Genomic DNA, 20,932 nt, shown 5'->3' with positions numbered 1-20,932 from the left:
GTAGACTGCCCGAACGCCACACCACGCCCCGCCATGAACACCCCACCTCCCCGCCGAGCCCCGCAACGCGACCTGACCCAGGGCCCCATCGCCCGCACGCTGATCGCCTTTGCGCTGCCGGTGCTGGGCTCCAACGTGCTGCAGTCGCTCAACGGCTCGGTCAATGCCATCTGGATCGGCAACCTGCTGGGCGAAGAGGCGCTCACGGCCACCTCCAACGCCAACCTGGTGCTCTTTTTGCTGCTGGGTGCGGTGTTCGGCGTGTCCATGGCGGCCACCATCCTCATCGGGCAGGCCTATGGCGCGCGCGACATCGAGCGCGCCAAGTGCGTGGTGGGCACGGGCGCCACGTTCTTCCTGGCCGTATCGGCGCTGATCGCGGCAGCGGGTTGGGTCTGGACGCCCGAGATCCTGGGCCTGCTCAAGACACCTGAAGCCGCCCTGCCCTCGGCCGTGGCCTACCTGCGCGTGATCTTCGTGGCCGTGCCGATCATGAACTCGTTTGCCTTCGCGATGGCCGTGCTGCGCGGCTCGGGCGACTCGCGCACGCCGTTCTGGTTCATGGCCCTGTCGGTGGCGATCGACGTGGCGCTCAACCCGCTGCTGATCCGCGGCGCGGGGCCGCTGCCGGCCATGGGCATCGCGGGCTCGGCCCTGGCCACGCTGCTGGCGCAGGGCATCAGCTTTGCCGGCCTGCTGGTGCTGCTGGCGCGGCGCCAGCACCCACTGCTGCCGGGCCGGCACGAGCTTGCGCACTTTCGGCCCCGGCCGCAGCTGTTGCGCACCATCGTGGTCAAGGGCGTGCCCATGGGGCTGCAGATGATCGTGATCTCGTCGGCGGCCCTCGTCATGATGGGCCTGGTCAATGGCTACGGCGTGCACACTGCGGCGGCCTATGGCGTGGCTGCGCAGCTGTGGACCTATGTGCAGATGCCCGCGCTGGCCACGGGCGCCGCCGTGTCGTCCATGGCCGCGCAGAACGTGGGCGCGGGCCGCTGGGACCGGGTGGAGCAGATCGCACGCGTGGGCGTGCTGTTCAACCTGCTGCTCACGGGGGCGCTGGTGCTGGCGCTCTACGCGGCCGACCGCGCCGCGCTGGGCCTGTTCCTGCCGGGCGACAGCGGCGCCGTGGCCGTGGCGGTGCACATCAACAATGTGGCGGCCTGGTCCTTCGTGCTGTTCGGCGTGACCATCGTGCTCTTCGGCGTGGTGCGGGCCACGGGCGCGGTGCTGCCGCCGCTCATCATCTTGTTCATCTCCATGCTGCTGGTGCGTGTGCCGTTCGCCAGCGCACTGCAGGGCACCTGGGGCGCCGAGGCGATCTGGTGGAGCTTTCCGCTGGGCTCCATCACCTCGGTTCTGCTGGCGGTGCTGTACTACCGCTACGGCGGCTGGCGCAAGGCCTCGCTGGCAGCGCGCAAGGAGCCACCGGAAGAACCCGCCACCGGCACCGCGGCCGACACCGGCGTGGCCATGCCGGCCATGGACCGTGAGGCGAACTACGACGGGCCGGCCGCTGTGGCCACCAAACCCTAGGCCTCAGAGCCCGCCCAGGCAGGCCTTCAGCGCCTGCGCATGCTCTGCCCTGCCCTCGGCGGGCGTCCTGTCCACCACCGGCAGGCCGGGGCGGTCGTGTTCGCCCGTGACCAGCACTGCAGACACCCCGCGGAACACCCAGCGCCGGTCCTGCCAGGCAAAGTCCAACGTCTCGACGATGCGCGTGCCGAACTTGGCCTCCTCGGCCTGCGCCTGCGCATCCGCGGGCGGCTCCTTGAGCACCAGGGCGTAGCGCAGCATCACCCGGCCCAGGAAGGGCCGCACCGGGTGCGAGGTCATCACCAGGTCGTGCGACATGCCCGCCAGCGCGTAGGTGGCGGGCGCGTCGTCGCCCTTGAGCAGCATCACCCGCTGCAGCGGCCGCAAGGGCTGTGTGTAGATGAACCGGCAGCGCGCCACGATGCGCTCGAACCCGGCGCTCACCACGGGGTCGATCCAGGGCCGGACCGGCTCGGCCGGCACGCCCCCATCGGCAGCGTGCGCGCCACCGGTCACCATGGCCAGAAGCAGTGCCGCAGCATGGCGCACCACATCACCCCTCAATGCCCACAAAGCCGGCATCCGGGTAGCGCGCGCCAGCCACCTTGGAGGGGTCGAACAAGCGGTCCAGCTCGGCCACCTCGGCGGGGCTCAGTGCCACCTCGGCCGCATGGGCGTTGCTTTCCAGGTACGCAATGCGCCGCGTGCCCGGGATCGGCAGCACATGCGGGTGGCTGACCAGCAGCCACGCCAGCGCGATCTGCGAACTGGCCAACCCACGCGCGCGCGCAAACGCATCGAGCGCCTGCACCAGCTGCCGGTTGGCGGCCGCGGCATCGCCCACGAAGCGCGGGTTGTTCTTGCGAAAATCGTTGTCCGCCAGCGCCTTCACGTCCACCGTGCCGGTGAGGAAGGCGCGGCCCAAAGGGCTGTAGGCGACAAAGGCCGTGCCCAGCTCGGCGCACAGCGCCAGCATGCCGTCCTCGGGCCCGCGGCTCCACAGCGAATACTCGCTCTGCAGCGCTGCAATCGGGTGCACCGCATGGGCGCGGCGCAGGCTGTCGGCAGACACTTCCGACAGGCCGATGGCGCCCACCTTGCCGGCCGCCACCAGATCGGCCATGGCGCCCACCACCTCCTCGATGGGCACATCGGGATTGCGCCGGTGGCAGTAGTACAGGTCGATGCGCTCCACGCCCAGGCGCTTGAGCGACGCCTCGCAGGCCGATCGCACATAGGCAGGCGAGTTGTCGATGCGCCGCTCGTACTGCCCGGCCTGGCGCACGATGCCGAACTTGGTGGCCACCTGCATGCGCGCGCGGGCTGCGGGGCCAGCATTCGTGATGAAGCGGCCCAGCAGCGATTCGTTGTGGCCCAGGCCATAGGTGTCGGCGGTATCGAAGTGGGTCACACCCAGCTCCAGCGCACGCGCCAGGGTGCGCAGCGAGCTGTCGTCGTCGCTCGCGCCGTAGAACTCGCTCATGCCCATGCAGCCCAGGCCGATGGCGGAGGTCAGGGGCCCATGGGCTCCCAGGTGGCGTTGTTGCATGGCAGGGGTCCTGTCGTCGGTGGGGGGTGCGGCCGCGCTCTGGCAAAGTCTGCCCGCGGCGCCCGCATGGTAACGGCAGGCGGGCTTTTGTGCAGGCCCTCTTTGCAAGCGCCTGCAACGCAGCGGCCAGGCCCTGCCCGGCACCCCCTACAGCGCCTGCTGCGCCTCCCGCACCGAGTCGCGCAGCATCTGGCCGAAGGCCAGCGAGCCCAGGCAGCTGAATCCCCCGTCGATCGGGATGATCACCCCATTGATGTACTGGGCCGACGGGCTGGCCAGGAACAGCGCCAGGTCCGCGATCTCCTGCCGGCTGGCGCCCCGGCCTGCGGGAATGCCCTCCAGCAGCCGGTCCCAGCTGGCCTGGCCATGGGGCGCGAGCTTCTCCATGCCCACCGTGTCGGCCACGGGCCCGGGGGCGATGCCCACGCAGCGGATGCCCTGCTCTCCCCACTCGACCGCCAGGGAGCGCACCAGCATGTCGATGCCCGCCTTGGCGGCACACACATGGGCCTGCGCATAGGTCGGCAGGGTCGATTGCACGGCAGAGATGGCCAGCACCAGCGCGCTGGGCTTGCGCAGGAAGTCGTGGGCCGCGCGCACCGTGTTGAAGGTGCCCACCAGGTCGGTGTCCACCACGGCGCGAAAGCCGTTGGCGCTCATGCCCGTGGCCGTGGCCACAAAGTTGCCTGCCGCGCCCGCCACCACGATGTCGAGCGGCCCGGCCCATGCGTGGGCCTGCTCGGCCACCGCACGCAAGGCATCGTAGTCGCGCACGTCGGCAGCCAGCCCGATGGCGCGGCCCCCTGCGGCCTCGATCTCGCGCGCGGCCCGGGCGGCCTTGTCGCCATCCCGGCCCACGATGGCCACGGCCGCGCCGGCGGCGGCATAGGTCGCGGCAATCTGCCGGTTGATGCCGCTGCCGCCCCCGGTGATCAGCGCGGTCTTGCCGCGCAGCAGGTGGGGCTGGAAAGTGGTGTTGTCGTGCATGGAAAGGGCCTCTTGCGTCATTCAGGTTGTGCCGTGGTGTGCTTCGGCAGCAGGGCTGGTGGATCGGTCTGCATATCGGCCTGCCATGGCGCCGCCCGCAGCTGCGCGCGCAGCACCTTGCCCACGGGCGACTTGGGCAGCGCCGGCACGAAGCGGATGCGCTTGGGCACCTTGTAGGCCGTGAGCCGGGCACGGCAGTGGGCGATGAGCTCGTCGGCGCCGGGCGCCGGGTTGCGCGCGACGACAAAGGCCTGCAAGGCTTCGCCCGTGGCCTCGTCCGGCACGCCGATCACCGCGACCTCGGCCACCGCGGGGTGCTCGGCCATGGCGTCCTCCACCTCGTTGGGGTAGACGTTGAACCCCGAGACCAGCACCATGTCCTTCTTGCGATCGACGATGCGGATGTACCCGTCCTCCCCGATCACCGCGATGTCGCCGGTGCGCAGCCAGCCACCGGGGTCCAGCGCGCCCTGGGTCTCGGCGGGCGCATCGAGGTAGCCCTGCATCACGTGCGGGCCCCTCACCAGCAGCTCGCCGGGCTGGCCGGCCGGCAGCGCGCGGCCATCGGCATCCACGGCCATGACCTCGCTGCCCGGCAGCGCCAGCCCCACCGATCCCGCGCGGTAGGGCTCGGCCGGCGGGTTCATCGCCACGATGCAACTGGTCTCGGTGAGGCCATAGCCCTCCAGCACCGGGCAGACGCTGGCGCGCCAGGCCTCGCCCGTGGCCGGCCGCAGGGCCATGCCGCCCGACATGGCGTAGCGCAGCGTGTGACGGTGCGCGCGGAACCAGGGCTCGGCCAGCAGGCCGGCGTACAGCGTGTCGACGCCCGACATCCAGGTGATGGGAAAGCCCTCGAACGCCGGCCGCAGGTTCGCCAGCGGCCGCGGGCTGGCCACCAGCACGGCGTGCGCACCCGCGCGGTAGAAGCTCAGGAAGTTCATCACGAAGGCGAAGATGTGGTACATCGGCAGCGCCGTGAGCACCGTGTCCGACGGGCGCAGCCCGATGCCGTGCGACTCCATGAAGTCCCCGGTCATGCGCAGCACGACCAGCAGGTTCGCATGGGTGAGCGTGGCCCCCCTGCTGCGCCCGGTGGTGCCGCCGGTGTACTGGTACAGCGCCACGCGGCTGCGCCGGGTGGTGCGCAGACGGGCGGCACGCCCGCGCTCCAGCGCGGCCGCAAAGGAATCCGGTGCCGCAGCCACCACCTCCCCAGCCGGCACAGGGACAAAATCGCGCTCGCCCGCCACCAGCAGCTGCACGCCCAGCGCCTGGGCCACGGCAGTAGCACCGGCCAGGGCCGGCTCGCCGGCCACCAGCACCTTCGCCCGGCAGTTCTCCAGCTGGGCCTGCAGCTCGCGCGCGGTGTACAGCGGGTTGACATTGCTCACCACCATCGCGGCCTTCCAGGCCCCGAGCACGGCCACCGGGTAGTGCAGCAGGTTGGGCAGCTGGATCGCCACCACATCCCCTGCGCGCAGCAGCGGGTTGCCCAGCAGCCAGGAGGCAAACGCGTCCGACAGCGCCTGCACCTGCGCATAGGTCAGCCGGGCGCAGGCCCCGTCCGCCCGCAGTGCCGAAAACGCGGTCGCGCCGGCATGCGCCAGGCCCGCAGGTGCCAGGGCCTGGTCCACCGAGTCCGCTGCACTACCGCTGCTCCATTGTTCTGCCATGGTGTCTCCGTCGTGTGAATCATGGATGCCGTGCATGCCCTAGACCTCCAGCCATTCCCGGCGCACCGGGGCGTTGGCCTGCAGTTCGGCGGGCGTGCCCTGGTAGACGATGGCGCCGTGCCCCATCACGCAGACGCGCGTGGCGATGCGCAGCGCAATGGCCAGCTTCTGCTCCACCAGCAGCACGGCCAGGCCGCGCTCCTGCAGGCGCCGCAGGTAGCCGGCCACCTGCTCGACCACCTGGGGCGCCAGCCCCTCGGTGGGCTCGTCGATCATGATCAGCGCCGGGTCGCCCATCAGCGTGCGGCACAGGGTCAGCATCTGCTGCTCGCCGCCGGAGAGCACGCCGGCCGGCGTGGCGCGGCGCTCGTGCAGGCGGGGGAACATGCCGTACATGTCCTCCAGCGACCAGCGCTCCGATGGCCGGCCGCGCTTGCAGCCCAGCAGCAGGTTCTCCTGCACGCTGAGGCTGGCAAAGACGTCGCGCGTCTCGGGCACGTAGCCGATGCCCAGGTGCGCGATGCGGTGCGGTGCCAGGCCCTGCACCTCGGCTCCGCGAAAGCGCACAGACCCCGTGGCCCGCACCTGGCCCATGACGGCCTTGACCAGGGTGGAGCGCCCCACCCCGTTGCGCCCGAGCAGGCCGACGATCTCGCCCGGCGCCACGCACAGGTCCACGCCGTGCAGCACATGGCTCTTGCCGTAGTAGGCGTGCAGCGATTCGATCTCAAGCAGCGGCATTCAGGCCTCCGTCGCGGTGGTGGTTGCCGCGGCGCCCGCGGCAGCGGTGGTGGGCGTGCCCAGGTAGGCCTCCTGCACGCGGGGGTTGTCGCGGATCTCGGCCGGGCTGCCGCAGGCGATCACCTCGCCATACACCAGCACGGCAATGCGGTCGGCCAGGCCGTAGACCACGGCCATGTCGTGCTCCACCATCAGCAGGGTGCGCCCGCGCGTGACCTCGCGGATCAGCTCCACCGCGGCTTCGGACTCCCAGCGGCTCATGCCGGCCGTGGGCTCGTCCAGCAGGATCACCTGGGCGCCCCCGGCCACGGTGAGCCCGATCTCCAGCGCGCGCTGCCCGGCATAGGTCAGCTCGCCTGCCAGGGTGTGGCGCTGCGGCGCCATGCGTGTCAGCTCCAGCATCGCCTCGACGCGCTCGTGCACCTCGCGCAAGCGGTGGATGCTGCGCCAGAACGCATAGCCCTGGCCGCTGGACCACAGCACCGCGCAGCGCAGGTTCTCGTACACCGTCATGCGGTGGAACAGGTTCGACACCTGGAAGCTGCGGGCCAGCCCGCGGCGGTGGATCTCGAAGGGCGGCAGCTGCTGGATGGGCCGGCCATGCAGCAGGACTTCGCCCGACGAGGCGGCGAGACGGCCGCTCACCAGATTGAACAGGGTCGACTTGCCCGCGCCGTTGGGGCCGATGATGGCAAAGCGCTCCCCTTCGTTCACCGCCAGCGATGCGCCGCGGATGATCTCGGTCTTGCCGAAGGCCTTGCGCAGGTCCCTGAGCTCCAGCACGCATTGGCTGTTGCTGTGGTTCGTGCTCATGCGCCCTCCCCGCTTGCGCGCGCCGCGCCGGCCGCCTCGCACGCCAGGGTTTCGCGCAGCGCCGCATGGGCACGCGCCACCGCGAGCAGGCCCAGGGCCAGCGCGGTGCCGATGGCGATCCAGCCGGCCGGCCCCTGCAGCGCTGCCAGGCCCCTGGGCAGCGCGCCCATCGGGCCCAGCGAGGCCTGGTACACCGACTCCACCAGCGCCACGAAGGCCGTGGCCAGCCAGGCCAGTGCCGCCAGCAACAAGGCAAAGGCCGGCCCGGTGCGCCGCCAGCTGCCCCCCGCCAGATGCCGGCCCATGCCGGCCAGCAGCTCGGCCGCGCCCCCCGGCACGAACATCACCGTGAGGATGAAGAACACCCCCAGGTAGAGCTGCCAGGCCTGCGTGACCTCGGACAGCAGCACCGTGGCGGCCACGCCGATGACGGCGCCCAGCACCGGGCCGAAGAAATAGCCCACCCCGCCGATGAAGGTGAACAGCAGGATCGCCCCCGAGCGCGCGGCGCCCACGTTCTCGGCCGTGACAATCTCGAAGTTGATGGTCGACAGCGCCCCCGAGACGCCCGCGAACAGGCTGGAGACCACCAGCGTGAGGTAGCGCGCCCAGCGCGGGTCGTAGCCGATGAAGGCCACGCGCTCGGCGTTGTCGCGCACCGCATTGATGATCTTGCCCAGCGGCGACTGGGTGAAGCCGTACATCGCGGCCGCGCACACGAACAGCCAGGCCGCCGCCAGGCCATACACCTGCAGCTGCGGCGCGAAATTGAGCCCCAGCGGCGCCACGCCGTACACGCGGTTGGTGGAAACGCCGCCTTCGCCCCCGAAAAAGCCCGGGAACATCAGCGCGCAGGCGAACACCAGCTCCACGATGCCCAGCGTGATCATCGAGAAGGTGGTGCCCGCCTTCTTGGTCGACAGGTAGCCGAACAGCAGGCCGAACACCATGCCCGCCACGCCGCCGACCAGGGGCACGGCCACCACCGGCAGCGGGATGGTGCCCGCCGCGCCCAGGTTCATCGCATGCGCGGCGACATACGCGCCCAGGCCCGCATACACCGCATGGCCGAAGGAGAGCATGCCCCCCTGCCCCAGCAGCATGTTGTACGACAGGCCGAACAGCGCCACGGTGGCCATCTGCGTGAGCAGCGACAGGGCCACCGGGCCGCGCAGCAGCAGCGGTGCGCAGACCAGGGCGGCGGCAAACAGCAGCCAGGGCAGCGGCAGGCGCCATGGCAGCCTGGGGGGTGCACGCAGGGCGCCAGCGGCCACAGGGGAGACTGGCCGTGCGGTGGGGGTGATGGGGGTCGAAAACAAGGCCATGTCGGATCTCCCGGGTCACAGTTCGCGGGTGCCCAGCAGCCCCCGGGGCCGCACGACGAGCACCAGCACCAGCAGCAGGTAGGGCAGCACGGGGGCCAGGTCGGACACGGTGGTGCGCAGCACGGCATGGGCGGGGGTGGAGGCCTGCACCGTGTAGCCCACCGCGGCCAGCAGCGTGGCCGGCGAATGGTCGATGGACACGGCAAAGGTCTGCACCACCCCGATGAGCAGCGACGCCAGCAGCGCGCCCGCCAGCGAGCCCAGCCCGCCCACGACGACGATCACGAAGATGATGCTGCCCACCGTGGCCGCCATGTGGGGCTCGGTGATGAAGGCATTGCCGGAGATGGCACCGGCCAGGCCGGCGAGCGCACAGCCGCCGGCAAAGGCCGCCATGAACACGCGTGGCACGTCGTGGCCCAGCGCCTGCAGCATCTGCGGCTGGGACAGCGCCGCCTGGATGACCAGACCGAAGCGCGTCCTGCGCAGCCCCAGCACCAGCGCCAGCATCATCAGCACGGCCACCAGCATCATGAAGGCCCGGTAGGCCGGGAAGCTGGTGTTGTAGACCTTGAACAGCGCGCCCTGCAACGCATCGGGTATGGCATAGGGCACGGCCGCGCGCCCCCAGACCAGTTGCACCGCCTCGACCACCACGAAGGACAGGCCGAAGGTCAGCAGCAGCTCGGCCACATGGCCAAAGCGGTGCACCGCGCGCAGGCCGAAGCGCTCGACCAGCGCCCCGAGTGCGCCGGCCAGCAGCGGCGCCAGGCCGAGGGCGGCCCAGAACCCGGCGCGCCGGCTGATCTCGTAGGCGAAGTAGGCCCCCAGCATGTAGAAGCTGGCGTGGGCGAAGTTGAGCACGCCCATCATGCTGAAGATGAGCGTGAAGCCGGCGGACAGCATGAACAGGATCAAGCCGTAGCTCAGGCCGTTGAGCAGGGTGACGAGTGCGAACTCCAAGGGACCTCCGGGCGGGTGCGGGGTTGGGCCGGCCGCGTCAGCCGGCACGGGCCGGGCGGCGCATCTGGCAGGAGTGCGGCTGCGAGGCGACGTAGGCGTCGAGCCGGGCATCCAGGCGCCAGCCGTGGCCGGTCTTCTCCTGCTCCACCTGCACCTTCTTGCCGTCCACCCTGGACCAGGTGGAGATGTACAGCGGCTGCAGCAGCTGGTGGTCACCCGCGCGCATCTCCACCTCGCCATTCACCGCCTTGAACTTCATGCCCTCCAGCGCGTAGGCGATGCGCAGCGGCTCCAGGCTGTCTGCGCTGCCGATCGCACGGGCCAGCATCTGCACCATGGTGTGGATGCCGATGGCGACCAAGTCGTCGCCGTGCTGGCGGCGAAAGGCCTCGGCCAGGTCCTTGCCGGCAAAGGTCTCGTTGTTCGGTGTCCAGTAGGAGATCTGCCGGGTGCTGCCCGCGGCCGCCGAGCCCATGGCCGTGGGCACACCCGAGGAGGCCGCGTAGTAGGTGTAGAACTGCGCCTTCAGGTCCGACTCCAGCGCCGCCTTGATCAACAGCGCCAGGTCGGTGCCCCAGTTGCCAGTGATGATGGTGTCCGCCCCCGAGGCGCGGATCTTGGCCACGTAGGGCGAGAAATCCTTCACCGTGGCAATGGGGTGCAGGTCGTCACCGACGATCTGCACATCGGGCCGCTTGCGCTTGAGCAACTCCTTGGCGGCCTTGGTGACCTGGTGGCCGTGCGAGTAGTTCTGGTTGATCAGGTAGACCTTGCGGATGCCCGTGTCCCTGGCCATGTACGACGTGAGCGCCTCCATCTTCATGTCCGAGTTGGCATCGAAGCGAAAGTGCCAGAAGCTGCAGCGGCTGTTGGTCAGGTCCGGGTCGATGGCCTGGTAGTTCAGGAACACCACCTCCTTGCCCGGGTTGCGCTCGTTGTGCTTGTTGACCGCATCGATCAGCGCCGCGGCCACGCCCGAGCCATTGCCCTGCGCGATGATGCGAAAGCCCTGGTCGATGGCCAGCTTGAGCTGCACCAGCGACTCCTGCGGGCTGCCCTTGCCGTCGAAGGGCGTCACCTCGAAGCTGTGCCTGCCCGCCCAGCGCTGGGCGTTGGCCATCTCGGTGGCCATGCGCAGGGTGCTCAGCTGGTTCTGCCCCAGGGTTGCAAAGGCCCCCGAGAAGGTTTCGATCATCGCGATGCGCACCGTCTCGGCGTGGGCGGTGGCGGTGGCGCACATCAGCAGCCCGGCCAGCGTGGCGGCGGCGGCGCGGGTGATCCAGCGGCGAAAGTTCATGGTCTTGTCTCCTGCGTTGTTCTTGGATGGACTGGGGCAGCGGGCCCCGGAGTGCGCCCGGGGGCTCAGGGCACGATGGGGTTGGCCAGAAAGCCCAGGTAGTCGGCCCGCATCAGCACGGTGTCGCCGGGCTGCAGGTGGGTCTTGTCGTTGCGCGCCTCGGTCAGCGAGCGCTCGACCACCAGGCGCGGGTTGGCCCAGCGCAGGCTGGCCAGCCACTCCACCACGCCGATGAACAGCTGGCGGCCCGAGGGCGGGCGAAAGGCCACGCCGTCCGTGGTGCCCGACAGCACCAGCGTGCGCGCCGGAATGCCCTGCTCGCCGATGGGCAGCCGGGCCTGGCCCTCGCCGTAGCGGTACAGCCGGTTGCGGCGCGAGAACGACTCCTGCACCATCTGGTCGATGTCCCAGGTGAGGTCCATGGGCAAGGCGATCTGCCGCAGCCGGCCGTTGACGTACAGGCGCATGTCCAGCTTCTTGTAGAAGCTGCGCAGGTCGCGCGGCACCACGAACAGCGCCCCCACGGGCATGGGTGCCAGCGACTTGGCACGCGAGAAGCCTTCGCCCGAGTGCGTGTCCGACAGGTCGATCTCGCGCAGCATCACCGCGCGGTCGGTGTAGTCCGATGCCAGCACCAGCCCATAGCTCTCCTTGCTGGCCCCCTGCGCCACCGGGCGCAGCGCGACGAAGCCCAGCTCGATCTCGTAGTCCAGCAGCGCCCCTGCCACCGGCACGGGCGCATTCCAGGGCTGGGCCGGCCGCAGCTTGGGGAAGACGAAGGGCTTCTCCAGCGTGGTCTCCTTGGCATGCTCGCGGTAGGTTCCGCCCATGGCGATCTGGACCTCGGTGCCGTCAAAGGGCAGCACCAGCTGCGCAGCGTCCAGCGACACGGCGGGCCCCGCCTGGCTGGCGATGGCCTCGTAGCTCGACTGCGCCCACAGGGTAATGGGGTCGGGCACGCTGCCGGGCTTTTGCAGGGCGCTGATGTCCACCCCGGTGACCTGGCCGTTCTCGTAGCGCTCCACCCGCACCAGGCGCAGGCCCTGCGGCGTGCGGTAGCGCGCGAAGGTCAGCGCCTCGCTGGCCGGCGCCACGGCCACGGCGCCCAGGCGCGCGCCTTCGATGCGCTCGTTCATCTCCAGGTAGCGCGAGGTCGCGGGTGGCTCCTTCTGGCTGATGGCATAAAACCATGCCAGGAAGGTCAGTACCAGCAGCCCGCCCAGGGCCGCGCCAATGATCTTGCGTACGCGCATTGCATCCACCTCGTGTTGAAACAGGGGTGGATTTCAGCAGCGTGTGCGTGAAGCAACCGTGAGCCCTGCACGCGGGCTGCCTGCAGGCCTTGCGCGGGCCCGGCGCCGGTGCGCGCTCAGCGCAGGGGCGCGGGTACCGGCAGTGCCGGCACGGTGACGCGGGCCAGCGCGGACTGCGGCCCGATCTGCAGCACGAAGGCCCAGCCGAAGCGATCGCAGATGCGCTGCGCGATCAGGCAGCCCAGGCCAAAGCCCTCCTGCGGCTCGGGCGCCAGCGTGTTCTCCACGGTGATGGCGGTCGCGCTCAGCGTGACGGCGATGGGCGGCTCCCCGCCATGCGCCACGGCGTTCTTGAGCAGGTTGCCGACGAGCACGTGCAGCACGGTCTCGGGCGCCGCCAGGTGCAGCGGGGCGAGCTCGTTCACGGCGATCCGCCCGGCCTTCTCGGGCCCGTAGAAGTGCGTGAACAGCTCCGTGACCCAGGCCTGGTCCACCACCACGGGCGCAGCAGCCGTGGCACCCGCACCCCCCGCTTCCAGCGACAGTTTCAGGAAGGTCTCGATCAAGGCATTCATGTCGCGCAGTGCCCGCTCGCCGCGCTGCAGGGCGGTCTGCTGGCGTTCGCTCGCCCCGTCGGCCAGGCGCTCGAGCACGGCCTGCATCACCGCCGCGGGCGTACGCAGCTCGTGGCTGGCAAAGCGCGCAAAATTGCGCTCGCGCTCCAGCACGTCGGCCGTGCGCTGGAAGGCACTGTTGAGCTGGCCCACCAGCACCGCCAACTCGTGCGGCGCGCCCTCGGGCAGCGGCAGGGGCTCCAGGCTCTGCGGCGGCCGGGCATCGACCTGCATGCCGATCTGCGCAATGGGCGCCGCGATGCGCCGTGCCACGCGCGCGCACAGCCACAGCAGCAGGCCGGTGAAGGGGATGATGCCCATGGCGTACCACGAGAACACCTGCCACTCCAGCGTCTCCTGCGGCTTGACCTCGGAGTGGTTCTCCACCACGTAAAAGGGCTCGCCCGCGGCCTCCTGGTGGGCCAGCACGAAGTAGTCGCGCGCGCGCGGCCCGAGCTCGAAGATGCCGCGCTCACCCGGTGCCAGCATGGCCCGGATCTCCTGCGGCAGCAGCTCGTAGCGCGGGTAGAAGAAGGTCACGGGGTCGATCTGCACGGGCTCGGTGGCCGGCCCCTGGGCCGCCCAGTACTCGCCGATGCGCGCCAGGCGGCGCTCGGTCTGGGCCTCGCTGCCCAGCTGCAGCGTGGCGGTGACGAGCACGGCGTTGACCACGAAGCTGGCCAGCATCAGCCCGACCAGCGTGTGCCACATGCGGGTGAAGAGCGTGCGCGCCTTCAGTCGCATGCCGGCGCCTCGATGCAGTAGCCGCGCTTGCCCTGGGTCTGGATCATGCCGCCGGCGCCGGCCTTGTCCATGAGCTGGCGCAACTGGTAGATGTGCGCCCGCAGCGCGTCGGCCGAGGGGCGCTCGTCGTCGCTCCACAGGGCCTTCTCCAGCTCATGGCGCGTGACGACGCGGGGCGCGTGGCGCAGCAGCATCTCCAGCAGCCGGGTCTGCAGCGGGGTGATGGTGAACTGGCCGCCGCTGCGGGCCACCGAGACCTGGTGGCGGTTGAGGTCGAGCGTGAGCGCGGGCGAGCGCACCACGCCCGCATGGTCGGGCATGCACAGGTAGCGGCGGATGCCGGCGCGCACGCGGGCGATCAGCACCCGCATCTCGAAGGGCTTGACGATGTAGTCGTCCGATCCGCCTTCGAGCCCGCGCACCACGTCCTCGGCGCAGCCCTGCGCGGTCATCATGAGGATGGGTGCGCGAAAGCCCTCGCCGCGCAGCCGCGCGCACACGTCAAAGCCGTTGATGCGCGGCAGGCCCACGTCCAGCACCACGGCGTCGTAGGGCGGCGATGCGCTGCGCGCCAGCCTGAGGGCTTCCTCGCCGTCGGCCGCATGGTCGGGCTCGAAGCCGGCATCCTCCAGCGCCTCGTACACCAGCGCCGCCAGATCACGGCTGTCCTCCACCAGCAGCACCCGTTCATTGCCCATATGTGCCCTTGCCGAATCACCCGGGTGCGCGTCCCCGCATGCCTGCCGATGGTCTCCTGGCGGGATGCTCCCATCCAGCGCGCGGACCCTGCCTTGTTGTCTGCCCCCTTCCACCCGGTCGATGGCTGCAGCCATCGCAGATTACGCCACGGCGAGCGTGAAGCAATCGTGAGAACCCCCACCAAGCCGATCCGCCGCGCCCTCGCGCCGTCCAGCGCCATCGGTCACCGGCTGCGCCGGACCATCGCCACGATGGTCTCGAACAGCTCGGCCTGCGCCGCCTCGGCGCCGATGTCACCGCCCACGGCCGCATCCGACAGCGCATCGGCCGCGCCCAGCACGGCCCACATGCCGGCGCGCGCCAGCCCCCCGGCCCCCGCGAACGGCGCCAGGATGGCCAGGCACCTGGCGATGAAGGCCTCCTGGTACTGGCGCTTGACGGCCGCCATCTCGGGCGAGCCCTGCAGCGCGGCCAGCACCTGGGGGATCTCGCGCCCCTGGGTCAGCACGCAGCGCACATAGGCCGCGGCAATCGCGCCGGCCTTGTCCTTGAGGGTGGGCCGCGCGGCGGCGATGGCGGCGTCCATGACCGCCGTCTGGCGCACATCGAAGTCCTGGTACAGCGCGGCCAGCAAGCCCTCGCGCGTGCCGAAGTGGTCGTACACCACAGGCTTGGTCACGCCGGCCTCCTCGGCCAGGCGGCCCAGGCTGAGCGCGTCGGCGCCCTCGGCACGCAGCAGCGCCCAGGCCACATCGAGCAGCTGGCGCGCGCGCTCGTGCCGCGCCATGCGGCGGCGGGGTGCGGGCTCGGGCGGCGGTGCGGCAGGCGGCGTGCGGGGCATGGGCTCCAGGGGACTTACGGAGATGGGGCGAACAGGCTGCGGCCCAGCGCCTGCGCGGCCGTGAGGTGCGAGGCCGCGAACTCCTTGTCGTGCGACTGTAGCAGCAGCCTGGAGCTGGCCACGCGTGCGCCACAGTAGCCGAAGATGCCGTGGTCGATCTGGGTGGCCATCGCGCCCGCATAGCCGTGCCGCTCGTAGGTGCCGCCACCGGCCCCGCCGATGCCCAACAGGTGCACCTGCAGATGGCCGAGCTTCTTGGTGAGCTGGCCATCCTCCCCTTCCTCATAGGCATAACCCTGGGTCAGGACCCGGTCGATCCAGCCCTTGAGCAGTGCCGGAAAGGACCACCAGTACACGGGGTACACCAGCACCAGTGCATCGGCTTTGTACAGCCGCAACTGCTCGGCCGCCACGTCGGCGGGCGCCGGGGCCTGCTTCAAGTGCAGCGCCAGGTCGGCAGCGGTGAAGCGCGGGTCGAACCCCTCGGCCGCCAGGTCGGCGATCTCCGTGGTGTGCTGCGGGCCGGGCTGGCCCGCGCTGGCAACGCCCTGCGCCACCTGGGCGGCCACGGCATGGGTCAGGGAAGCGGGATGGGGGTGCGCGACGACGATGAGTGCGTGCATGGTGAAGCTCCATTGGATTGCTATATACCCATGGTAACTTACTATTGGTATATAAAACCTTCCACGGAGTTTCGCCACGGCGCCACCAGGGATATCGCCAGGGGCGGCAGCAGCCGATCGATCAGCCGCAGTGCTCCAGCTCCAGGATCGCAAAGCCGATGGATTCGATCTCCTGCTCGACCGCCGGGCTGGCCGATTGCATGTGGCAAAAGCTGCACTTCTCGGCCTTCAGGTCGCTGGCCGTCAAGCCTTTTGCCGCCAGGTAGCGCCGCCCGTACTGCAGCACCTGTTCATGGTCGCCGACGCTGGCGGGAACGAGGATGTCGAAATGCATGCGCAGCCCGTCGGGGCGCTGCACATAGGTGTCGTAAACGGAGATCTGCATGGTGCAAACAGGGGGTGGGTTCAGGGAACCCAGTGTCGCCAGCCCGCCGCCGTCGGGGTGCGCGAACCTTCCAGGACAGATGCCAAATCGTCCACGGCCCGACCCCGGGGGCAAGATGTAACCGACGTGTCCGTTCGCCACAAACGCCGCCCGAGCGGGCGTTTGCACCCGCGCCGCTGCTACATTGCGCCGAGGAGCCCCCCCATCCATGCACAGCAAGCCCGCAGCCGCCCCCCAGGCCATCGCCAGCCCCCACGCCCCTGCGGTGGTTACCAGCCACCTGCGCCAGCCCGCCGTGCAGATCGCCTGCCTCATGGTCTTCGCCCTGGCCCACCCGGCCATCTTCGACGACCGCCAGCCCGTGCTGGCCTGGGTCTCGGCCTGGGCCATCCCCATGGCGTTCGCGCTGTCCGCCTGCGCACTGCATGCAGCCCTGCGCCAGGGGCGCTCGCCCGCCGCCTGGCCCGGGCGCTTTGCCGCCGTGGCCTGGGTGATGATGGTGCTGTCCATGGCCGCGCCGTGGACGCAGCAGTGGGGACAGCGACTGCAGGGGGCCTGAGCCGGCCGCCTGTTTTCGCTACAAGCCGATCTTCGCCTCGTTGAAGCACTGCACCTCGCCGCGCTCGCGCTGCCGGCCCAGGGCCGTTTCCGCATCCTGGGGCAGCTCGCAGCCTGTGGACTGCCCGAGCCTCTGGCAGTGGTCCGCCTTGCGGGCCCGGGCACCCGAGCCCACGGCCTCGAGGCAGCGCGCATAGCTGACGGTGCGGTCCACCTCGCGGGCGTGGACCTCGGCGCGCTGCTGGGCGTCCAGGGTGTCCAGGTGCGCCTGCTCGGCGGGCAGGACCACCGCGTAGCGGTAGAGCGCACTGCCCCCGGCCACCACCGCGAAGCCCAGCGCCACCACCGCGCAGACGACCATCCTCGTGTTCACGCCTATCCCCCCATGAGGGGCTCGCCCCTCTGTTGAGAAGCACTCTAGCATCGGGCCCGCGGCGGCGCCATGACCCGAAAAGGTGGCTGGCGCGGGCAGCGGGTGGATGCGGCTATCATCCTCGCACGCCGGCTTGCGCGGCGCAGGCGGCGCCCGCAGCCCGCCTGCCCGACGACCAGCCGTGTCATGGCCCCACATGAACATGGCAGACATGCTTCCATTCCTCAAGAAAAATCCCGCCCCCCTGCCCCGCGCCGAATCGGCCCTGCCGGTGATCGCACCGATTGGCGCCGACGTGGACACCCGGCCCTTTCGCGTCACCGACCCGCACTACATCGCCATGGCACTGCAGGCCCTGGCCGATGACGGGGATCTGGTGTGCTTGTACCCTTCTGCGGGCGAAGCCTTCCTGTCCGGCCGCATCACCGAAGTGCGGCCGCAGGCCGGCGAACTCGTGATCGAGGTCAAGGGTGCGCGCGCTCCCCAGCCGGAGCCGGGCTCCGTACTGCTGGTCTCCATGCCCCTGGGCATTGCGCTGCAGTTCCGTGCCAGCGGCCGCTGGGCCCACGCTGCGCCCGGCGCCCCGCTGCAGCTGGTGGCCGCGCTGCCGGACCAGATCGTGCACCTGCAGCGGCGCCGCTTTCCGCGCCTGGAGACCCCGCTCGGCCAGCCCTTTCGCGCCGAGTTCATGCTGTACGGCGAGAGCTTCTCCATGGGCGTGGACGACGTGTCCATCGGCGGCCTCGGCCTGCGCTCCTCGGCGCACGAAGGCCGCCTGCTCATGCCCAGCCAGCAGCTGCGGCGCGTGCGCGTGGAGCTGGGCCACGGCGCCAGCCCCCTGGTGGTGGACCTCGAAGTGCGCTCGCGCCGTGCGTTCCGCTCGTTCCTGGCGGGCGAGCAGCTGCATTTCGGCTGCAGCTTCATGGACCTCACACCCGCCGACCACGAGGCGCTGCAGCTGCGCCTGGGCCGGCTCGATGCGGAAAGAACGCGGGCGGCACCGCCAAGATTGGGCTGACGACAGGCACCTGGCGCCCAGCGCCTAGCCGTACGGCGGCAGGCGCAACGGCTGCCCCTGGTCATGCGCAGCTTGCTTGCGGGCGGCGCCCAAAGACAAAACCCGCCAGCGCTTCACAGCACTGGCGGGTTTGTTTTATCTGGGGTGGCTGATGGGGCTCGAACCCACGACAACAGGAATCACAATCCTGGACTCTACCAACTGAGCTACAGCCACCGTTTGAGATTCAAATTATAACCCGGGTTTTTACCCCCGGCGCCAAATTCTTCAATTTTCTGTCTGGGTGACGCTGAACTCCGAGGGACGGGCCACCTTCATCTCGACCTTGAAGCGCTCCTTGAGCATCTCGTAGTAGGCCACGCCCTCGGCCGTGCTCCACCACTGCATGAGCTGCATGCGCTCCTGCTGGGCGCGCTGCGCCTCGGGCTTGTCGCGCGGCACGATGCGGTTGACCTTGACCACGGCAAAGCCCTGGCCGGCGCCCAGGTCCACGCTGGTCCATGCGGGCAGCTTGTCGGCGTTGGCACGCAAGGCGGCGTCGATCAGGGGGCGCGGGAAGTTCATGGGCGTGTCGCGGGCGATCACGGCAGGGGCGGTCAGGCCACTGGCAGTGTCGGGCTTGGCGGTGTACTCGGCCAGCTTGGCCTCGCCTTCCTTGCGGGCCAGCTCGGCGGCCTTCTCGGCCACGTACAGCGTGCGCACCTTGTCGCGCACCTTGTCCAGCGGCAGGGTCTCGGCCGGGGTGTACGAGACGATGCGGCCCGATGCCATCTGGCTCGTGCCCACTTCCACGGCTTCGGTGTTGCGCTTGTTCTGCACCGAGTCCGACGAGAACAGGGCTTCGAGGAACTTGGCGTTGGCAAACGGGCCGGTGGCGCCGGGCACGGGCGTGCGCGTCACGCCATTGGCGGTCTGCACCTTGAGCTTGAGCTTCTCGGCCACCGGGGCCAGGCTGTCGGCCTGCTCGTACACGCCATTGGCGAACGATTCGGCGACTTCGGCGTACTTGCGCTGCGCCTGCTGGGCCTTGAGGTCCTTCTCGATGGCGGGGCGCAGTTCTTCGAACGGCGGCACGCGCGAGGGCTTGATGTCGGTGACCTGGATGACGTGGTAGCCGAAGTCGGTTTCCACCAGATCGCTGATCTCGCCCTTCTTGAGGCCGAACGTCGCATTCTCGAAAGGCTGGACCATGTCCTTCCTGCCGAAGAAGCCCAGGTCACCACCTTGCGCGGCCGAGCCGTCCTGCGAGTTCTTCTTGGCCACGTCGGCAAACGTGGCGGGCGCCTTGCGCACCTGGGCCAGCAGTTCGGTGGCGCGTGCCTTGGCCTTCTCGCGGTCGGCGGCGGGCATGTCCTTGCCGGCCTTGATCAGGATGTGGCTGGCGCGGCGCTCTTCCTTGGAGCCCAGGGTCGCTGCGTTTTCCTTGTAGTAGGTGCGCAGATCGTCTTCATTGAGCGTGATGCTGTCGCGCACGGTGTCCAGGCTCAGCACCAGGTACTCGACGTTGGCCGATTCAAGCTGCTTGAACTGGGCAGGGTGGGCCTTGTAGTAGGCCTCCAGGTCGGCGTCGGTGGGCGACACCTTGCCAGCGAAGTCGGCGGTGTTGAAGCGGGCCACCTGGATCTCGCGGCGCTGGTAGAGCGCGTCGAGCGACTGGGCGATCTGCGCATCGGTCACGAAGGCCGAGCCGACCACGCCACCCAGGATCTGGTTGACCGACAGGTCGTTGCGCACGCGCGCCTCGAAGCCGGCGGGCGTGAGGCCCTGCTGGGCCACCAGGGCGCGGTAGCCTTCGGTGTCCATGGTGCCGTCGGGGCGCTTGAGCGCGGCGATCTGCGGGATCTCGGCCAAGCTGCGCGCCAGGCGGGCATCGCTGGTGATCATGTGCATCTTCTGCGCAGCGGCAGCCAGCACGCGTTCGCGCACCATGCGCTCGAGTGTGGCGTAGCGGGCGCCGGCCGAATCGAGCATCTTCGGGTCCATGGTGGGCTGCTGCGCGCGGATGCGGTCGCTCTCGACGCGGTGCGCATTGTCCCATTCGGTCTGAGTGATCTTGTTGCCATCCACACGGGCAACCACGGCACTCTTCTCGGAGAAGTAGTTGCTGTCGATGCCTACCAGCACAAACGAGGGAATGACCAGCAAGAACAACAAGAGCATCATGATCTTGGAGTGCTTGCGGATGGATTCAAACATGATCGAACTTTCAATGACAAAAAACAAAAAGGCGAACTTGCGTTCGCCTTCGTGTTCGGTGGTGGTGGGTCCTGACGGTCTCGAACCGCCGACCTACTCCGTGTAAAGGAGCCGCTCTACCAACTGAGCTAAGGACCCCGCCTCAACAACAAACGTGTCTTCAGTTCAAGGCGTCTTTCAGAGCCTTGCCTGGACGAAACTTCGGCACTTTAGCAGCTTTGATCTTGATCGTATCGCCCGTACGGGGATTACGGCCGGTGCGGGCAGCGCGCTTGCCCACGGCAAAGGTGCCAAAACCGACGAGCGAAACGGTACCACCCTTTTTCAGGGTCTTCTTGACGGCCTCGATCGTGGATTCCAGGGCACGCGCTGCAGCGGCCTTGGAGATGTCGGCGTTGTTAGCGATGTGCTCGATCAGTTCGGTTTTGTTCACAAGAAGCCTCTCGGGAAAAGCGTTGATGAATGAAGTGTGTCTTGGGTATCTGGTCTTCACACGTCAGAAGGCACAACCGGTGAGGGCTGGGTGTCTGCAGACGGGGGAATGACTGGCGTACACAGCAGGGGCTGCTGCATCAGATTAAAGCCATCGACTTTCAAGGTGTCAATACAACACGCTGCATTGCCACAGCGATGGATTGAATTCTAGTCGTATTTCACACCCTGTCTGGGCTTGCGGCGCGCTTTTGTCTCAAACGCGCCGTATGCGCGCGATTCCCGATTGACAGCCGCGGCCCCTGTCAG

21 protein-coding genes and 2 tRNA genes are annotated in these 20,932 nt (G+C 69.4%); 3 read left to right on the top strand and 20 right to left on the bottom strand.

The features are described from left to right. Positions 1–33: 33 nt before the first annotated feature. A complete protein-coding gene (locus AC07PA_RS22710; protein ID WP_494606330.1) occupies positions 34–1,536 on the top strand; it encodes an MATE family efflux transporter in 1,503 nt (500 codons plus the stop codon). A 3-nt stretch (positions 1,537–1,539) separates the two neighbouring features. Here the strand turns inward: AC07PA_RS22710 and AC07PA_RS22705 are convergent, their stop codons facing one another. The 15 genes from AC07PA_RS22705 to AC07PA_RS22635 form a co-directional block, all read right to left on the bottom strand. Then, complete coding sequence (locus AC07PA_RS22705; RefSeq protein WP_494606332.1) at positions 1,540–2,085, bottom strand: hypothetical protein; 546 nt, start codon at positions 2,083–2,085, stop codon at positions 1,540–1,542. Between the two features lie 4 nt (positions 2,086–2,089). Continuing rightward, on the bottom strand, positions 2,090–3,085 hold the full coding sequence (locus AC07PA_RS22700) for an aldo/keto reductase (protein WP_494606334.1): 996 nt from the start codon (positions 3,083–3,085) through the stop codon (positions 2,090–2,092). 147 nt (positions 3,086–3,232) lie between these two features. Continuing rightward, positions 3,233–4,072 carry an SDR family oxidoreductase gene (locus AC07PA_RS22695; protein ID WP_494606336.1) on the bottom strand — a complete coding sequence of 280 codons (840 nt, stop codon included), beginning with the start codon at positions 4,070–4,072 and terminating at the stop codon, positions 3,233–3,235. A 17-nt stretch (positions 4,073–4,089) separates the two neighbouring features. Next, entirely contained in the window at positions 4,090–5,748 is a 1,659-nt protein-coding gene (locus AC07PA_RS22690) for an AMP-binding protein (protein ID WP_494606338.1), read from the bottom strand. A gap of 39 nt (positions 5,749–5,787) precedes the next feature. Continuing rightward, a complete protein-coding gene (locus AC07PA_RS22685) occupies positions 5,788–6,489 on the bottom strand; it encodes an ABC transporter ATP-binding protein (RefSeq protein WP_007861206.1) in 702 nt (233 codons plus the stop codon). Continuing rightward, positions 6,490–7,302, bottom strand: coding sequence for an ABC transporter ATP-binding protein (locus tag AC07PA_RS22680; protein ID WP_494606340.1), 813 nt, complete (start codon positions 7,300–7,302; stop codon positions 6,490–6,492). After that, positions 7,299–8,627: a branched-chain amino acid ABC transporter permease gene (locus tag AC07PA_RS22675; protein WP_494606342.1), complete on the bottom strand. Its 1,329-nt coding sequence runs from the start codon at positions 8,625–8,627 to the stop codon at positions 7,299–7,301. Before AC07PA_RS22675 ends, AC07PA_RS22680 begins: the two co-directional genes overlap by 4 nt. 15 nt (positions 8,628–8,642) lie before the next feature. Next, complete coding sequence (locus AC07PA_RS22670) at positions 8,643–9,533, bottom strand: branched-chain amino acid ABC transporter permease (RefSeq protein ID WP_494606695.1); 891 nt, start codon at positions 9,531–9,533, stop codon at positions 8,643–8,645. A 94-nt stretch (positions 9,534–9,627) separates the two neighbouring features. Then, positions 9,628–10,887: a branched-chain amino acid ABC transporter substrate-binding protein gene (locus AC07PA_RS22665; RefSeq protein WP_494606344.1), complete on the bottom strand. Its 1,260-nt coding sequence runs from the start codon at positions 10,885–10,887 to the stop codon at positions 9,628–9,630. A gap of 65 nt (positions 10,888–10,952) precedes the next feature. Then, complete coding sequence (locus tag AC07PA_RS22660; protein ID WP_494606346.1) at positions 10,953–12,140, bottom strand: fumarylacetoacetate hydrolase family protein; 1,188 nt, start codon at positions 12,138–12,140, stop codon at positions 10,953–10,955. A gap of 116 nt (positions 12,141–12,256) precedes the next feature. Then, positions 12,257–13,498 (bottom strand): sensor histidine kinase, encoded by a 1,242-nt coding sequence (locus tag AC07PA_RS22655; RefSeq protein WP_494606348.1) that lies wholly within the window; start codon positions 13,496–13,498, stop codon positions 12,257–12,259. Next, positions 13,489–14,196, bottom strand: coding sequence for a response regulator transcription factor (locus tag AC07PA_RS22650; RefSeq protein ID WP_007861198.1), 708 nt, complete (start codon positions 14,194–14,196; stop codon positions 13,489–13,491). The genes AC07PA_RS22655 and AC07PA_RS22650 overlap by 10 nt, the downstream gene beginning before the upstream one ends. Positions 14,197–14,420: 224 nt before the next feature. Next, positions 14,421–15,038, bottom strand: a complete 618-nt coding sequence (locus tag AC07PA_RS22645; RefSeq protein ID WP_494606350.1) for a TetR/AcrR family transcriptional regulator — start codon at positions 15,036–15,038, stop codon at positions 14,421–14,423. Between the two features lie 14 nt (positions 15,039–15,052). Then, positions 15,053–15,661 carry an NAD(P)H-dependent oxidoreductase gene (locus tag AC07PA_RS22640; RefSeq protein WP_494606352.1) on the bottom strand — a complete coding sequence of 203 codons (609 nt, stop codon included), beginning with the start codon at positions 15,659–15,661 and terminating at the stop codon, positions 15,053–15,055. A gap of 121 nt (positions 15,662–15,782) precedes the next feature. Beyond that, positions 15,783–16,046, bottom strand: a complete 264-nt coding sequence (locus AC07PA_RS22635) for a DUF2024 family protein (protein WP_494606354.1) — start codon at positions 16,044–16,046, stop codon at positions 15,783–15,785. A gap of 208 nt (positions 16,047–16,254) precedes the next feature. On the opposite strand from AC07PA_RS22635, the gene AC07PA_RS22630 reads away from it, so the two are divergent. Continuing rightward, positions 16,255–16,605: a hypothetical protein gene (locus tag AC07PA_RS22630; RefSeq protein ID WP_494606356.1), complete on the top strand. Its 351-nt coding sequence runs from the start codon at positions 16,255–16,257 to the stop codon at positions 16,603–16,605. Between the two features lie 18 nt (positions 16,606–16,623). On the opposite strand, the gene AC07PA_RS22625 is transcribed toward AC07PA_RS22630, so the two are convergent. Continuing rightward, positions 16,624–16,977, bottom strand: coding sequence for a hypothetical protein (locus tag AC07PA_RS22625; RefSeq protein WP_494606358.1), 354 nt, complete (start codon positions 16,975–16,977; stop codon positions 16,624–16,626). A gap of 211 nt (positions 16,978–17,188) precedes the next feature. Between AC07PA_RS22625 and AC07PA_RS22620 the strand changes: the two genes are divergently transcribed. Further along, positions 17,189–17,995 carry a flagellar brake protein gene (locus AC07PA_RS22620; RefSeq protein WP_494606360.1) on the top strand — a complete coding sequence of 269 codons (807 nt, stop codon included), beginning with the start codon at positions 17,189–17,191 and terminating at the stop codon, positions 17,993–17,995. A 140-nt stretch (positions 17,996–18,135) separates the two neighbouring features. On the opposite strand, the gene AC07PA_RS22615 is transcribed toward AC07PA_RS22620, so the two are convergent. From AC07PA_RS22615 to AC07PA_RS22600, 4 genes are all read right to left on the bottom strand, one after another. Next, positions 18,136–18,211 (bottom strand) — tRNA-His (locus tag AC07PA_RS22615). Positions 18,212–18,262: 51 nt separating this feature from the next. Next, positions 18,263–20,191 carry a SurA N-terminal domain-containing protein gene (locus tag AC07PA_RS22610; RefSeq protein ID WP_494606362.1) on the bottom strand — a complete coding sequence of 643 codons (1,929 nt, stop codon included), beginning with the start codon at positions 20,189–20,191 and terminating at the stop codon, positions 18,263–18,265. Positions 20,192–20,253: 62 nt separating this feature from the next. After that, a tRNA-Val gene (locus tag AC07PA_RS22605) sits at positions 20,254–20,329 on the bottom strand. A gap of 22 nt (positions 20,330–20,351) precedes the next feature. Next, on the bottom strand, positions 20,352–20,624 hold the full coding sequence (locus AC07PA_RS22600) for an HU family DNA-binding protein (protein WP_007858657.1): 273 nt from the start codon (positions 20,622–20,624) through the stop codon (positions 20,352–20,354). Between the last annotated feature and the right edge of the window lie 308 nt (positions 20,625–20,932).

The organism is Acidovorax sp. GW821-FHT09B03, from assembly GCF_059418305.1.
This window is presented reverse-complemented; position numbering and strand designations above follow the sequence as displayed.

What these genes read in the sequence shown, in the direction of transcription:
- AC07PA_RS22645 (WP_494606350.1), bottom strand. Translation starts at nt 15,038, where the DNA reads ATGCCCCGCACGCCGCCTGCCGCACCGCCGCCCGAGCCCGCACCCCGC.
- AC07PA_RS22660 (WP_494606346.1), bottom strand. Translation starts at nt 12,140, where the DNA reads ATGCGCGTACGCAAGATCATTGGCGCGGCCCTGGGCGGGCTGCTGGTA.
- AC07PA_RS22700 (WP_494606334.1), bottom strand. Translation starts at nt 3,085, where the DNA reads ATGCAACAACGCCACCTGGGAGCCCATGGGCCCCTGACCTCCGCCATC.
- AC07PA_RS22675 (WP_494606342.1), bottom strand. Translation starts at nt 8,627, where the DNA reads ATGGCCTTGTTTTCGACCCCCATCACCCCCACCGCACGGCCAGTCTCC.
- AC07PA_RS22640 (WP_494606352.1), bottom strand. Translation starts at nt 15,661, where the DNA reads ATGCACGCACTCATCGTCGTCGCGCACCCCCATCCCGCTTCCCTGACC.
- AC07PA_RS22655 (WP_494606348.1), bottom strand. Translation starts at nt 13,498, where the DNA reads ATGCGACTGAAGGCGCGCACGCTCTTCACCCGCATGTGGCACACGCTG.
- AC07PA_RS22690 (WP_494606338.1), bottom strand. Translation starts at nt 5,748, where the DNA reads ATGGCAGAACAATGGAGCAGCGGTAGTGCAGCGGACTCGGTGGACCAG.
- AC07PA_RS22710 (WP_494606330.1), top strand. Translation starts at nt 34, where the DNA reads ATGAACACCCCACCTCCCCGCCGAGCCCCGCAACGCGACCTGACCCAG.
- AC07PA_RS22635 (WP_494606354.1), bottom strand. Translation starts at nt 16,046, where the DNA reads ATGCAGATCTCCGTTTACGACACCTATGTGCAGCGCCCCGACGGGCTG.
- AC07PA_RS22650 (WP_007861198.1), bottom strand. Translation starts at nt 14,196, where the DNA reads ATGGGCAATGAACGGGTGCTGCTGGTGGAGGACAGCCGTGATCTGGCG.
- AC07PA_RS22670 (WP_494606695.1), bottom strand. Translation starts at nt 9,533, where the DNA reads ATGCTGTCCGCCGGCTTCACGCTCATCTTCAGCATGATGGGCGTGCTC.
- AC07PA_RS22665 (WP_494606344.1), bottom strand. Translation starts at nt 10,887, where the DNA reads ATGAACTTTCGCCGCTGGATCACCCGCGCCGCCGCCGCCACGCTGGCC.
- AC07PA_RS22610 (WP_494606362.1), bottom strand. Translation starts at nt 20,191, where the DNA reads ATGTTTGAATCCATCCGCAAGCACTCCAAGATCATGATGCTCTTGTTG.
- AC07PA_RS22680 (WP_494606340.1), bottom strand. Translation starts at nt 7,302, where the DNA reads ATGAGCACGAACCACAGCAACAGCCAATGCGTGCTGGAGCTCAGGGAC.
- AC07PA_RS22620 (WP_494606360.1), top strand. Translation starts at nt 17,189, where the DNA reads ATGCTTCCATTCCTCAAGAAAAATCCCGCCCCCCTGCCCCGCGCCGAA.
- AC07PA_RS22685 (WP_007861206.1), bottom strand. Translation starts at nt 6,489, where the DNA reads ATGCCGCTGCTTGAGATCGAATCGCTGCACGCCTACTACGGCAAGAGC.
- AC07PA_RS22695 (WP_494606336.1), bottom strand. Translation starts at nt 4,072, where the DNA reads ATGCACGACAACACCACTTTCCAGCCCCACCTGCTGCGCGGCAAGACC.
- AC07PA_RS22630 (WP_494606356.1), top strand. Translation starts at nt 16,255, where the DNA reads ATGCACAGCAAGCCCGCAGCCGCCCCCCAGGCCATCGCCAGCCCCCAC.